Here is a 13,702-nt window from a genome sequence, read left to right as displayed (position 1 = left end):
TAGGACGTCATGCAGGTCCATCAGTACGACGTAGTCATCGTCGGCGCGGGCGGCGCGGGAATGCGCGCGGCTCTCGAGTCCAGCAAGCGCACCCGCACCGCCGTACTCACCAAGCTGTACCCGACCCGTTCGCACACCGGCGCCGCCCAGGGCGGGATGTGCGCCGCGCTGGCGAACGTCGAGGAGGACAACTGGGAGTGGCACACCTTCGACACGGTCAAGGGCGGCGACTTCCTGGTCGACCAGGACGCGGCCGAGGTGATGTGCCGCGAGGCCGTCGACGCGGTTCTCGACCTGGAGAAGATGGGCCTGCCGTTCAACCGGACGGCCGAGGGCAAGATCGACCAGCGGTTCTTCGGCGGTCACACCCGCAACCACGGTGAGGCGGTCGTCCGCCGGTCCTGCTTCGCCGCGGACCGGACCGGCCACATGATCCTGCAGACGCTGTACCAGCAGTGCATCAAGCAGAACGTCGAGTTCTTCAACGAGTACTACGTCCTCGACCTGCTGATGACCGACGGCAAGGCGAGCGGCGTGGTCGCGTACGAGCTGGCCACCGGTGAGCTGCACGTGTTCTCCGCCAAGTCGGTGATCTTCGCGTCCGGCGGTTTCGGCAAGGTCTTCCGTACGACGTCCAACGCGCACACGCTTACCGGCGACGGCATGGGCATCGTGTGGCGCAAGGGCCTGCCGCTGGAGGACATGGAGTTCTTCCAGTTCCACCCGACCGGCCTCGCGGGGCTCGGCGTCCTGCTGTCGGAGGCGGCCCGCGGTGAGGGCGGCATCCTGCGGAACAAGGACAACGAGCGGTTCATGGAGCGCTACGCGCCGACCGTGAAGGACCTGGCGCCGCGGGACATGGTCGCCCGCGCGATGGCGAACGAGGTCCGCGAGGGCCGCGGCTGCGGCCCGGACGGCGCGTACGTGATGCTCGACCTGACCCACCTGGAGCCCGCGCACATCGACGCGAAGCTGCCGGACATCACCGAGTTCGCCCGCACGTACCTGGGTGTGGAGCCGTACACCGAGCAGATCCCGGTGTTCCCGACCGCGCACTACGCGATGGGCGGCATCCCGACCAACATCAAGGGCGAGGCGCTGGCCAACAACGACGACGTGATCCCCGGCCTGTACGCCGCGGGCGAGGTCGCCTGCGTGTCCGTGCACGGTGCGAACCGTCTGGGCACCAACTCGCTGCTGGACATCAACGTCTTCGGCCGCCGCGCCGGGATCGCCGCCGCGGAGTACGCCGAGACCGCTTCCTTCGAGGAGCTGCCGGACGACCCGTCGGCGTACGTCGTCCAACTGGTCGAGGGTCTGCGCAACTCCGCCGGCGAGGAGCGGATCGCCGCGATCCGCGCCGACCTGCAGGCCACGATGGACCTGAACGCGCAGGTGTACCGCACCGAGGGCTCGCTGAAGCAGGCGCTGGTCGACATCGAGGCGCTCAAGGAGCGGTTCAAGAGCGTCGGTGTCCAGGACAAGGGCAAGCGGTTCAACACCGACCTGCTCGAGGCCGTCGAGCTGGGCTTCCTGATCGACCTGGCCGAGGTGCTCGTGGTGTCCGCGCTGGCCCGCAAGGAGTCCCGCGGCGGGCACTTCCGCGAGGACTACGACAAGCGCGACGACGTCAACTTCATGCGGCACACGATGGCGTACCGCGACGTCGATGCCGAGGGCAACGTCAACATCCGGCTCGACTACAAGCCGGTCGTGCAGACCCGCTACAAGCCGATGGAGCGCAAGTACTGATGGACGTCAAGGTCAAGATCCTGCGGTACAACCCCGAGGTCGTCGACGAGGCCGAGTGGAAGACGTACTCCGTCACGCTGCAGCCGACCGACCGGGTGCTGGACGCGCTGCACAAGATCAAGTGGGAGCAGGACGGCACGCTGACGTTCCGGCGGTCCTGCGCGCACGGTGTCTGCGGCTCGGACGCGATGCGGATCAACGGCCGCAACCGGCTCGCTTGCAAGACCCTGATCAAGGACCTGAACCCGGAGAAGGAAATCACCGTCGAGCCCATCAAGGGCCTCGCGGTGCTCAAGGACCTGGTCGTCGACATGGACCCGTTCTTCGAGGCGTACCGCTCGGTGATGCCGTTCCTGGTCACCAGCGGTCACGAGCCGACCCGGGAGCGGATCCAGTCGCAGGCTGACCGGGACCGGTTCGACGACACCACGAAGTGCATCCTCTGCGCGGCGTGTACGACGTCCTGCCCGGTGTTCTGGTCCGATGGGCAGTACTTCGGCCCGCAGGCGATCGTCGGCGCGCACCGGTTCATCTTCGACAGCCGGGACGAGGGCACGGAGCAGCGGCTGGAGATCCTGAACGACAAGGAAGGCGTCTGGCGCTGCCGGACCACCTTCAACTGCACCGACGCCTGCCCGCGCGGTATCGAGGTCACCAAGGCGATCCAGGAAGTGAAGCGGGCGCTCATCTTCCGCCGAGTGTGAGGGTGGGCCTCTCCTCGCGTAAGATTCCTCCGCCGACCTGACCCGCCTCGCCGGGGACATCTCTGCCTTGGGGGGTGACTGTGGAGCCGCGCCTGCGGGAGCTTTCCGACCGCTACTACCGTCGCCTGGCGGAGGTGCTGGAGCGCTGCGGCCTACCCCGCAGCATGCCGCCGTTCCTCGTCCTCGGCGTGCTCGCGGCGACGGCCTCGATCGTTCTCGCGGTCGTGCACCTGGCGTCCCACCGGTCGGCGTCCGACGGGCCGATCGCGATCGCACCGGCCGCCGCCGGGCGGTCCGGCAGCTCGGTGGTGAACTCCGAGCGGGCCCAGGTGCTGTCGGTCACGATGGTCACCCGGAACCGCTGGGCGGCCGGCTGGTCGGACTGCACCAGCGGCCCGAACTGCCGATACGCCGCCGTCATCGACCGCGACGGCTCCCGCGCCGTCGCCCCCGAGTGGCCGGTTCCGTATGCGACGCTCCGGGCCGGCAAGGAGGCGATCGCGGTCGCACCGCCGCTCGAGGGCACGCTGACCGGCGCCGCGACGATGATGTTCCGGCTGACGTACGACGGGCCGGTGCTGACCCGGCTCCGGTACCGGTTGCCGACCTCGACGTTCGAGGAGGACGAGATCCTCACCGACCGGATCGTGCCGGGGTCGATCGTCGTGGTGAACCCGCAGGAGTCCTCGGTCCGGCTGCTCAAGACCCGGGGCACCCGGTCGCCGGTCTGCGACGACAGCGGCCGCTGCTGGATCCTGAGCGGGATCGGCCGGACGGACATGCTCTGGACCGACGACGGCGGTCGCACGTGGGGCTCGCGGGCACTCGACAGCCACAACCAGCTCGGCCGACTCGCGGTCAGCCCCGACGGGCGGACGCTGCTGACCACCGCGGTGGCGGTCGGCGCCAACGGCCAGACCGTCTCGAAGATGGAGCTGTCCACCGACCGCGGCGCGAACTGGACGACGGTTCAGGACCCGCCGGCCGGCCTGAGCGCCTCGCCGCTCGCCTTCGACGACGGCACCGCCCTGCTGCTCGGCGGCCGCGCCGGTGACCGCCCGCGGCTCTACCGGGTCCGCGACGGCGCCGCGAAGCTGGACCGCGGCTACCCCGGCGACCTCGCCGACCTGGCCGGCGACTCCGACCTGATGTACGGCTTCGAGGTGCCGAAGCGCCGCACCACGGAGGTCGTGCTCAGCACCGACCGAGGCACCACCTGGACGAAGTTCGCCCCTCGCTGACCCTCGTTCCGCTGCTGCGTCTCCACCCCAAGCGCCGCCCGCCTCCATGGCCCACACCCGTCCACCTGTTTGAGGGGTTCACCTCGCAAACCACCCCTTCGCCTCCCGCATGCGATGGGCGAAGGGGCAACGTGAGTGGTGAACCTCTCGAACGGGTGCCTGCTCAGTGGTGCTTCGCGGCGCCCTTCAAGGTCTTGTCGACAGCGTTCCGCGGGCCGTAGAACGCGATCCCGACCAGGTCGAGCTCGGCGGTCCGGACCGCCCGCACGGCGGCGCGGTTGTCCTGGTCGTTGCCGGTCGCAAACAGGTCCTGGGTGAACACCGAGTGCTCGATCCCCCGCCCGAGCGCACGCTCGTGCGCCGTCGCCATGAACTCCTTGGACCCCTCGAACACCATCACCGGCTGCCGAAACATCGGCAGGTACCGCACCTCGTCCGCGTCCACGTAAGGCTCGCCGACGACCTCGGGATGCGTCCCGGCGATCCCACTCACCAGGAAGGCGGTCACATTCAACCGCTGCCAAACAGCCAGGTCGTCCCGCAACAACACGGCAATCTTCGTATCGAACTTGATCGGCTCAGTCACAGCACCGATCGTCGCCGACGAACCCGGCACCGGACTTGTACGTTCTATGCATCCGCGAGTGGCCTGGAACTGTTCACGGTCCTAGGCGTAGGTGATGTCTCGCCGCTCACGCTTGGTGACCTCGTCGACGATCACCTGGCGATGGCAGCGGTCGTGGTCCTTCTCGAAGCAGAGCACTGCCAGCGTCGTGGTGCGGCTCTCGTCGACGATCTGCTGGAGCGCGGATTCCGCCTCCGGCGCGGCCAGCAACTTCCGGAACGCCTCGCAGCCTTCGGCGACCCTTCCCTCGTGGAACGGGCTCCGATTCTCCCGCGGATTGCCAAGCGCCTTCAGGTGGCGATACTCGATCCCGGCCTCCGCCAAAGCCGCCGCGAGGCGGGTCTTGCTCAACCCCGGCTTGCGACTGATCGGGTTCAAGCGTACGTCGACGACCACGGTCGTCCCGTGGCTTCTGAGCACGTCCAGGAGGTTCTGTTGGCTGCGCCCCTCGTACCCGACGGACAGGATCACTGATCGACCCACGCTTCGGATCCTGCCCCTCGGCCGAATCTCCGAGCCGCCTCAGCAGTACGGCGGGTTCGACGTGACTGCTGTGCAGACGCGGAGGAACAGGTTGAAGAGGCGGTAGAGCTGGAGCATGTCGGCCTCGACGGTCACGGTGCGGTCGTCGCGCCGGGTGACGCCGGGGATGGCGGTGAGGTGGGAGGTTACCGAGGCGGACTGCCAGCGGACGGCCATCGTCCGGGGACCGGTCGGGCGGGCGGGGTGGGAGAGGTTGGCCAGGGCGTCGGCGGTAGTGGACTCGATCGCCTCGCGGGACTCGGCGACCGGGACCAGTTGGGCGGCGAAGCGGTCCTTGGCGAACTTGACCGAGACGGTCGCCACCGCGGGGTCCCACGCCTTCATCTCGTCGCAGGCGGTGTCGTCGCCGGTCAGGAGGGCGACCGGTACGCCGTACGCCGCGGCGGCCGCGTGGAACAGGCCGATCTCGCCGGTGACCTCGTCGTCGAGCCAGATGTCCTCGATCTCGTGGCCCATGAAGCTGTGGCTGAGCACGCCCAGGACGCCTGCGCGGGCGTGGTACCCGACGCAGAGCGCCGCGTCGTACTCCGGGGTCAGGCCCTCCATCATGCCCATCGGCTTCGGGCGGCCCTTGATCAGGCGGGCACGCGGGTCGAGGAGGTCGGGCAGCAGGTTGCGCATCGGGCCGTGCGCGTCGTTGACCAGTACTTCGGTCGCGCCGGCGGCGTACGCACCGCGGACCGCGGCGTTCACGTCCTCCGTCATCAGCACCCGGGCGCGCTCGTAGTCGCGGCCCGGCGGCTGGACGTCCTCCGCGTCGACGACTCCGGTGATGCCTTCCATGTCCGCACTCAGATAGACCTTCACACGCAGCAGCGTATGTTCTGACTATGAGCGGTCGCGCCGAGGTCCGGGCGTGGCGGCCCGGTTTGCCCGGCGTCGTCGAGGTCCTGCACGCCCATTTCCCGTCGCACGCGTACCCGAGCCACACGCACGACGCGTGGACGGTGCTGATCGTCGACGAGGGCGCCGTCCGGTACGACCTCGATCGGCATGAGCACGGGCTCGCGCAGGCACAGGTCTCGCTGTTGCCGCCGCACGTTCCGCACGACGGGCGCTCGGTGTTTCCGGGCGGTTTCCGAAAACGTGTTCTGTACCTGGCGCCGGACCGGCTCGGCGGCCCCGACCTGATCGGTGCGGCGGTCGACCAGCCCGAGTACGTCGACGCGCTGCTGCGGCACCGGATCCACCAATTGCACCGCGTGCTCAGTGACGGACGCGAGGACCTGGAGGCCCAGAGCCGGCTGACGTTGATCGAGGAGCGCATCCAGCAGCACCTCACGCGCCAGGTCGGAGAGCCGGGCGGCAGCGTCGACGTCGCCAGGCGGCTGCGGGACGCCGGTGTGGCGGGCCGGCTGCGGGACCTGCTGGACGCCCATGTCGCGGACGGCCTCACGTTGGAGGATGCCGCCCGGATCGTGCATGCGCACCCGGCGCACCTGGTGCGGGCGTTCAGCCGGGAGTTCGGGATGCCGCCGCACCGGTACCTGACCGGGCGGCGGGTCGACCTCGCGCGGCGGTACCTGCTGGACGGGCGCCCGGCAGCCGAGGTGGCGACGTTGGCCGGCTTCTACGACCAGTCACACCTGAACCGGCACTTCAAGAAGGTGCTCGGGGTCACACCGACGAGCTTTGCGGGGCCTTAGCCGCCTTGTAGGCGCGGACACCCCAAGTGCCCAGCAGCGCCGCGATCAGCAGGTTCACGACGATCAGGATCGTGTGCGCGACGTAGTACCCGGTCGGGCGGTCCTCGGTGTCGACGAGCGCCTTGATGAAGCGCACATAGGTGATGACGTTCCAGGCCGCGATCGCGAGCAGGACGACGGCGTGTTTCCGTTCGAGTTTCACTCAGCCATTCTGACTCGGGCGGTCGACCATCCGGAGCAGCTGGGTCCGGTTGGCCACGCCGAAGCGGCGGTACAGGCGGGTCAGCTGCGACTCGACCGCCTTCACCGACAGGTACAACGCCGCGGCGATCTCCCGGTTCGTGGAGCCGTCGCGGACCATCGAGACGATCTGCTGCTCGTTGTCGGTCAGCTCCGACGGCTGCCGGCTCCGGCTCGGTACGTCGAGGCGCGCGAGCTCGGTCTCGGCGACCTCGCGCCAGGCGGGTGCGCCGTACGCCTCGAACTGCTCGATCGCGTCCAGGAACGCGGTGCGCGCCACCGAGCGTCGCCGGGCCTGCCGCGCGATCCGGCCGCGGGTCAGCTCGCAGCGCGCGAGATCGAGCGGGTAGACCCGGTCTCCCGCCGTACCGACGGCCTTGTCCAGCAGCTCCAGCGCCGCGGCCGGGTCGCCCTGCTTGGCGATCAGCAGCGCCTCGGCGCGATCCAGGCCGAGCTTGACGACGCCGCGGTCCAGGTTCTCGGCGCGGGTGCGGATCTCGGCGATCAGCGTCGCCGCGTCGTCCAGCCGGCCGGCGGCGACCAGGGCCTCGGCGTAGTCCGCGTGCCACGGGATGACCGCGGGGTCCCACGGCATCGCCGCCTCCCCTGACTCCGCGATCGCGTCGAACGCCTCCACGGCCCGCTGCGGGTCGCCCGTCAACACACCGAGCATCCCGAGACTGGCCAGCGCGGGGCCGGTCCACTCGTCGTTCCCGATCCGGCGGACCTCGTCCAGCGCGGCGTCGGCGAGCTCGCGGCCCATGGCCGCCGTACCGCCCGCCCACTCCGCGCGGCTGGCGATGATCAGACCGACCTCGGCCTCGTCGCCGATGTCGCGCATCAGCTGGTAGCACTCGTGCCCGGCGGCGAGCGCGTCCGCGCCCCGGCCGCTGCGCTCGTAGATCGCCGTCGCCGAGATCAGGACCGACGCCAGCCAGCGCATCGCGCCGTGGTCGCGGACCTCGTCGGCCAGCGCGGTGATACCGGTGATCGCCTCGGCGGTCCGGCCGCGGAACAGCTCCTGCATCGCGGCCATCTGGCGCGCGTTCACCGTGGCCTTGGTGAGCGGCAGGCCCTTGGCGAGCTCGGCGGCCTGCAGAAGTACGGCGTCCGCGGACTGCTCGGCGTCGCGGGCGATCAGCACCGAACTGGCGGCGCTCAGCGCGTCGACGACCGCCTCCGTGTCACCGGCTTCGCGCGCCAGCGCCTCGGCGATCCGGGCGTCCTCCTGCGCATCGTCGAGGCTGCGGTCGAAGTAGTGGCTGTGGCTGCGCTCGATCCGCACCCGCGCCTCGAGCCGCTGGTCCCCCGCGGCCGCCTCGAAGGCCTGCGCGAGCAGCTCGACCCGGCGGTCCCGCTCCGGCCAGACGGCGTCCGCGCAGAGCAGCAGCGCCGGCACCTTGGTCGCCGGCAGGGTTGCGGTCTGTACGGCGAGACGCGCCATATCGGCCGACTCCGCCAGGTGACCCGCAGCGGCCGCGTCGTCGGCCGCGCGGGTGAGCCGCCGGGCGCGCTCGTCCGGCTGCGTGCACGGCGTACGGTCCGCGCTCAGGCGCCACAAGGTCGCGGCTGCACCGGGCGCACCTCGTCCGGCGGCGACGGTGGCGGCTTCCTCGATGGCCGCGGCCAGCGCCGCGTCGGCCTCCTGGGTGGCGAGGGCGCGGTGGGTCGCGTTCTCGACCGGTTCGTCCACCGCGGCGGCGAGTTGGGCGTGGGCCTGGCGGCGGGCGGCCGACGTGGCCTCGGCGTACACGAACTCGCGGAGCAGCGGATGGGTGAACCGGAGTCGCTCGGCGGAGATGTCGATCAGGCCGAGGGTCTCCGCCTCGGCCAGGTCCGCGTCGATCGGGCGGCCGAGCGACGCGGCGAGCTGCGTCGTGGTCGGGCGCGGGGACGACGCGGCGTGCAGGAGCACCTCGTGAGTGCCGGTGGACAGCGTGGCCAGACGCTCCCCGAGCAGGGTCTTCAGGCGGCTGGACACCGGCAGCGGGTCGTTGGGCGAGACGCTCTTCGGATGCCGCAGTACGGCACGCCCGAGCTCCAGGGCCATGAACGGGTTGCCGGCGCTCGCGGTGAAGATCCGCCGGGCCGTACGGACCGGGAGCGGGCTGGACAGCCGCTGCCGGAGCAGGCCGAGGACGTCGGGCTCGGTGAGCGGCGGGACCTCGAGCTGGAGAACGGGCTCCGGGCACGCGTCGGCCATCACCGGCAGGTCCCCGTCGGCGACCTGCTCGGTGGCGAGCAGGTGCACCCCCTCGGTCAGCCGGCGCGCGCAGAACGTCAGTACCTCGAGGCTGGACGGGTCCACCCACTGGATGTCGTCGACGACAATCAGCACCGGGCCGGTCGTGGCGAGCCGGCGGAGAACGTGCAATACGGCGAGCCGAACGGCCAGCTCGTCACGGACCGTGTCCGGCGCGCTCGCCTTCAGCAGCGCCACCTCGAGCGGCTGCCGGAGGTGGTCGGGAAGCACCTGCCAGGCGAAATCGAGCTGGTGGGAGAGCAAGTCGAGGAGCGTGACGTACGGCAGGCCGGCCTCGGCGTTGGACGGTGCCGCGCTGAGAATCCGGCAGCCCTGACGAACACGCTCCGCAACCAGTGTCCGGGCGAGGGCCGACTTGCCGATACCGGTCGGGCCGTAGAGCAGCACACTGCCGCTGGTCTCGAGCTGCTTGGTGGCACGCTCGACCAGTCCCGCTCGCCCGACCAGCTCGTCGTCAGTCAATACAACTCCTCGAAGGATTACCTTCGCCGATTATCACAGTCGATCGGTGTTCGACACGGCGAGTGTCACATGAGGAAATGTGCTGGCCACCATCCTGACACCCATTCCTGTCTGGTTCCGAGCAGTCAGCACGGCACGATCGTGCCGGGGCACCGGATGGTCTTTCGACGACTTTGGGCACCCACCAACCGTTTCACCCCTGCGAGAACGGTTGACGGGTGCCCAAAGAGCGTGGACGTCAGATGGATTCGAGGTCGCGCTCGATCGCGGCGAGTTCCTCCTCGGTGCCCTGGACCTTGGGGCCGGTGAACCAGCGGCGCGCGGACAGGAACCAGTACGCCGCCGCGAAGCCGAGCACGACCAGGACCGCGACCGGCGTGTAGTTGAACGTGCTACCGGTGACCGGGCTGACCTGCGGCAGCATGAACAGGATCGTGATGAACGCGACCCAGACGATCGCGACGATGCCGATCGGGCGGCTCCAGCGGCCGAGGTTCCACGGGCCCGGCTGGAAGCGGTCACCCTGCAGCAGCCGCAGCAAAGTGGGCAGGACGTAGGCGATGTAGAGGCCGATGACCGCGATCGACGTGACGGCGGCGTACGCGGTCGCGTTCCACAGGTACGGCAGGCCGAGGACGAATGCCCCGCCCGCGGCCAGCCAGATCGCGTTCGTGGGTGTCCGGGTGCGGTGGTTGATCTTGTGCCAGAACTTCGATCCGGGCAGCGCGCCGTCGCGGGAGAACGCGTAGATCATCCGCGAGTTCGCCGTCACCGACGACATGCCGCAGAACAGCTGGGCGCCGATCACGACCAGCAGCAGGATCTTCCCGGTGACCATGCCGACCGCGTCGATGAAGATTTGCGCCGGCGGTACGCCGGTGTCGCCGCTGAGCGCGCCGTCGTAGCTCTGGATCGCGAACGTCAGCCCGATCAGCAGCACCCACCCGGCGGCCAGCGACACCAGGATCGACATCACGATCCCGCGCGGGCCCGAGCGGGCGGCATCGTGCGTCTCCTCGGTCATGTGCGCGGAAGCGTCGTACCCGGTGAAGGTGTACTGCGCCAGCAGCAGGCCGAGCAGTGCGACGTAGAAGGTGGACCCCCAGCCGGTGTTGTTGACGAAGTGGCCGAACACGAACGACGCCGACTGGTGCTTGTCCGGTACGAACACGAGCGCGCCCACGATGAAGAGCACGCCGAGGATGTGCCACCAGACGCTGATGTCGTTGAGTTTGGCGACCAGCTTCACGCCGAGCGAGTTCAGCAGCGCGTGCACCAGCAGGATGATCCCGAACAGCAAGATGGTGTGACCGGGTGTCGCGCTGAAACCGAACTGCAGGTCGAGGAACGCGTTCAGGAAGAACGCCGCGCCGAAGTCGATGCCGGCCGTCACCGCGACCTGGCCGAGGAAGTTGAACCACCCGGTGAACCAGGACCAGGCGGCGCCGTTCGACGGGGCGAGTTTCGCGGCCCAGTAGTACAGGCCGCCGGCGGTCGGGTAGCTCGAGCAGACCTCCGCCATCGCGAGGCCCACGAACAGCGTCATCAGGCCGACGATCGGCCAGCCCCAGACGATCATCACCGGGCCGCCGGTGTTCATCCCGAACCCGTACAGGGTCAGGCAGCCGGACAGGATCGAGATGATCGTGAAGGACACCGCGAAGTTCGAGAAGCCGGACATCGTCCGGGACAGTTCCTGCGCGTATCCCAACTGATGCAGGCGTTTCTCGTCGTCGGTCATCGGGGCGGAGTCGGTGCGGTCGTTGCTCACTGGGCCTCCTCAGCACTGCGGCTCAATGGTCTCCCCCCAGACCTTTAGCTCATTGAGGCACCGGGTTCCGGACGTGTCAAGGGAAACGGCCCGCATTGCCACGGCCCGCATGCCACGGCCGCATTGACATCGCCCGGCCGGACTGAGTCAATGGTTCAGGGACAGACCAATAGACTCCGGGAGCGTGCCGTGCTGGGTGTGGAGGATTTGCGGAGACTGGTCGACGCCGGTGAGGTCGACACGGTGCTGGTGGCGATCACGGACATGCAGGGGCGCCTTCAAGGAAAGCGTTGCGGTGCACGGTATTTCCTGGAGGAGGTGCTCAAGCACGGCACCGAGGGGTGCAACTACCTGCTCGCCGTCGACGTCGACATGAACACGGTGGACGGGTACGCGATGTCCTCCTGGGAACGCGGGTACGGCGACATGGTGATGGCGCCGGATCTCGACACGCTCCGCCTGGTGCCGTGGCTGGAGGGGACCGCGCTGGTGCTCTGCGACGTGCAGTGGCTGGACGGTACGCCGGTGGTCGCGTCGCCGCGACAGGTACTGCGCGCGCAACTCGACCGGTTGTCCGAGCGCGGACTGAAGGCGTACGTCGGGACCGAGCTCGAGTTCATCGTCTTCGACGACACCTACGAAACCGCGTGGAACAAGCGGTATCGCGACCTCACGCCGGCCAACCAGTACAACGTCGACTACTCGCTCGTCGGCACGTCCCGGATCGAGCCGCTGCTGCGCGACATCCGCAACGGGATGACCGGCGCCGGTCTCTATGTCGAGTCCGCGAAGGGCGAGTGCAACCTCGGCCAGCACGAAATCGCTTTCCGGTACGACGAGGCGCTGGTGACCTGCGACAACCACTCGATCTACAAGACCGGCGCCAAAGAGATCGCGGCCAAGCACGGTAAGAGCCTCACGTTCATGGCGAAGTACGACGAACGCGAGGGCAACTCGTGCCACATTCACCTGAGCTTCCGCGGTGACGACGGCTCGCCGGTGCTCGCGGGCGACGGTTCTCATGGCTTCTCGCGGTTGATGGAGCATTTCATCGCCGGCCAGCTCGCCTGTCTGTCCGAGTTCACGTACCTGCTCGCGCCGAACATCAACTCCTACAAGCGTTTCGTCCACGGCAGCTTCGCACCGACGGCCGTCGCGTGGGGCCTCGACAACCGCACCTGCTCGCTGCGCGTGGTCGGTCACGGCGATTCCTTGCGGGTCGAGAACCGCCTGCCCGGCGGCGACGTGAACCCGTACCTCGCCGTCGCCGCGATCATCGCCTCCGGCCTGCACGGCATCGAGCAGGAACTGGAACTCGAGCCGCTCCTGGAGGGCAACGCCTACGAGTCCGCCGACAAGGAACACGTCCCAGCCACCCTCCGCGAAGCCGCCGCCCTCTTCACCGGCTCGAAACTCGCCCGCACCGCCTTCGGCGACGAAATGGTCGACCACTACACCAACGCCGCCCGCGTCGAACTGGCCGCTTACGACGCCACCGTCACCGACTGGGAGCGAACCCGTGGCTTCGAACGCCTCTGAGGCCGCAGACGCACGGGCCGACCGATCCATAGGCTCAGCTGGGGCGGCGCTGTGGTCGAGGGGTTATCCCCTGCCGTTGGGGGTTCTCCCCTCGTACACCAGCGAAGAACCCCCAACAGCAGGGGTTAACCCCTGCTGTGGGCTTGGGCGGTGCCGGTGAACGGGGATTCGGCGGGACGCCCGCCGAGCCGTTCGCAGGTACGTCGCACGCCGCGCATCGGCATCACGACGTACCTCGAACCGGCGACCTGGGGTATCTGGCAGCGGGAGGCTGCCCTGGTACCGCGGGTGTACCTGGAGGCGGTGGTCGCGGCCGGAGGGGTGCCGCTGCTACTACCGCCGGTCGGGACCGATCCGTCCGTCCTCGAGGTCCTCGACGGACTGGTCGTTGCCGGCGGGTGCGACGTCGACCCGGGCTCGTACCGCGCGGCCCCGCATCCGGAAACCGTCGACACCCGCCCCGGCCGCGACGACCACGAAGCGGTCCTGATCCGGGCCGCGCTGGACCGCGACCTCCCGCTTCTCGCCATCTGCCGCGGCCTGCAGATGCTGAACGTGACGCTCGGCGGCACGCTGCACCAGCACCTACCCGATGTCGTCGCGCACGACGAGCACCGCCCGTCCCCCGCCGTCTTCGGCACCACCGAGGTGAAGATCGAGCCCGGCACCCTGACCGCACAGATCCTCGGCGAGCGCGCCGACGGCAGCTGCTACCACCACCAGGCCCTCGACGTCATCGCCCCGGGCCTGAAGATCACCGCCCGCGCCGACGACGGCACCGTCGAGGCGGCCGAGGTGGAAGGCCACGACTTCGCCCTCGGCGTCCAGTGGCACCCCGAGGAGAACCCCGAAGACCTGCGGCTGTTCACCGCCCTGGTAAGGAGCGCCTCATGACCCGCGCCAGCCAGCGGGCCGT

At 69.3% G+C, this 13,702-nt stretch carries 12 protein-coding genes; 6 read left to right on the top strand and 6 right to left on the bottom strand.

Annotated features, from left to right (window positions below):
• Positions 1-9 precede the first annotated feature (9 nt).
• From sdhA to AB0L64_RS13025, 3 genes are all read left to right on the top strand, one after another.
• The gene (sdhA, locus tag AB0L64_RS13035) at positions 10-1,752 is read left to right on the top strand and encodes a succinate dehydrogenase flavoprotein subunit (RefSeq protein WP_363710337.1); all 1,743 of its coding nucleotides are present in this window, start codon (positions 10-12) and stop codon (positions 1,750-1,752) included.
• Positions 1,752-2,456, top strand: a complete 705-nt coding sequence (locus AB0L64_RS13030) for a succinate dehydrogenase iron-sulfur subunit (protein ID WP_359941808.1) — start codon at positions 1,752-1,754, stop codon at positions 2,454-2,456. The genes sdhA and AB0L64_RS13030 overlap by 1 nt, the downstream gene beginning before the upstream one ends.
• Before the next feature lie 74 nt (positions 2,457-2,530).
• A complete protein-coding gene (locus tag AB0L64_RS13025) occupies positions 2,531-3,697 on the top strand; it encodes a hypothetical protein (RefSeq protein ID WP_363710336.1) in 1,167 nt (388 codons plus the stop codon).
• A 163-nt stretch (positions 3,698-3,860) separates the two neighbouring features.
• Here the strand turns inward: AB0L64_RS13025 and AB0L64_RS13020 are convergent, their stop codons facing one another.
• The 3 genes from AB0L64_RS13020 to AB0L64_RS13010 form a co-directional block, all read right to left on the bottom strand.
• Positions 3,861-4,283 carry a DUF2000 domain-containing protein gene (locus AB0L64_RS13020; RefSeq protein ID WP_363710335.1) on the bottom strand — a complete coding sequence of 141 codons (423 nt, stop codon included), beginning with the start codon at positions 4,281-4,283 and terminating at the stop codon, positions 3,861-3,863.
• 81 nt (positions 4,284-4,364) lie between these two features.
• On the bottom strand, positions 4,365-4,805 hold the full coding sequence (locus AB0L64_RS13015) for a DUF488 domain-containing protein (RefSeq protein ID WP_363710334.1): 441 nt from the start codon (positions 4,803-4,805) through the stop codon (positions 4,365-4,367).
• A gap of 39 nt (positions 4,806-4,844) precedes the next feature.
• Entirely contained in the window at positions 4,845-5,672 is an 828-nt protein-coding gene (locus AB0L64_RS13010; RefSeq protein ID WP_363710333.1) for a M55 family metallopeptidase, read from the bottom strand.
• A gap of 23 nt (positions 5,673-5,695) precedes the next feature.
• Here AB0L64_RS13010 and AB0L64_RS13005 point away from each other — a divergent pair, with 23 nt between their 5' ends.
• Positions 5,696-6,511: an AraC family transcriptional regulator gene (locus AB0L64_RS13005; RefSeq protein WP_363710332.1), complete on the top strand. Its 816-nt coding sequence runs from the start codon at positions 5,696-5,698 to the stop codon at positions 6,509-6,511.
• Here AB0L64_RS13005 and AB0L64_RS13000 read toward each other — a convergent pair.
• From AB0L64_RS13000 to AB0L64_RS12990, 3 genes are all read right to left on the bottom strand, one after another.
• Positions 6,483-6,713, bottom strand: coding sequence for a hypothetical protein (locus AB0L64_RS13000; protein WP_355696278.1), 231 nt, complete (start codon positions 6,711-6,713; stop codon positions 6,483-6,485). The genes AB0L64_RS13005 and AB0L64_RS13000 overlap by 29 nt on opposite strands.
• Positions 6,714-9,476, bottom strand: a complete 2,763-nt coding sequence (locus tag AB0L64_RS12995) for an AAA family ATPase (protein ID WP_363710331.1) — start codon at positions 9,474-9,476, stop codon at positions 6,714-6,716.
• A gap of 238 nt (positions 9,477-9,714) precedes the next feature.
• A complete protein-coding gene (locus AB0L64_RS12990) occupies positions 9,715-11,247 on the bottom strand; it encodes an amino acid permease (protein ID WP_363710330.1) in 1,533 nt (510 codons plus the stop codon).
• Between the two features lie 198 nt (positions 11,248-11,445).
• Between AB0L64_RS12990 and AB0L64_RS12985 the strand changes: the two genes are divergently transcribed.
• Together AB0L64_RS12985 and AB0L64_RS12980 are read left to right on the top strand one after the other, a co-directional pair.
• The gene (locus tag AB0L64_RS12985) at positions 11,446-12,786 is read left to right on the top strand and encodes a glutamine synthetase family protein (protein ID WP_363710328.1); all 1,341 of its coding nucleotides are present in this window, start codon (positions 11,446-11,448) and stop codon (positions 12,784-12,786) included.
• Between the two features lie 150 nt (positions 12,787-12,936).
• Positions 12,937-13,680, top strand: a complete 744-nt coding sequence (locus tag AB0L64_RS12980; RefSeq protein ID WP_363710327.1) for a gamma-glutamyl-gamma-aminobutyrate hydrolase family protein — start codon at positions 12,937-12,939, stop codon at positions 13,678-13,680.
• Positions 13,681-13,702: the final 22 nt, after the last annotated feature.

It is taken from the genome of Kribbella sp. NPDC051936 (genome assembly GCF_040680955.1).
Classification (GTDB): domain Bacteria; phylum Actinomycetota; class Actinomycetes; order Propionibacteriales; family Kribbellaceae; genus Kribbella.
This window is presented reverse-complemented; position numbering and strand designations above follow the sequence as displayed.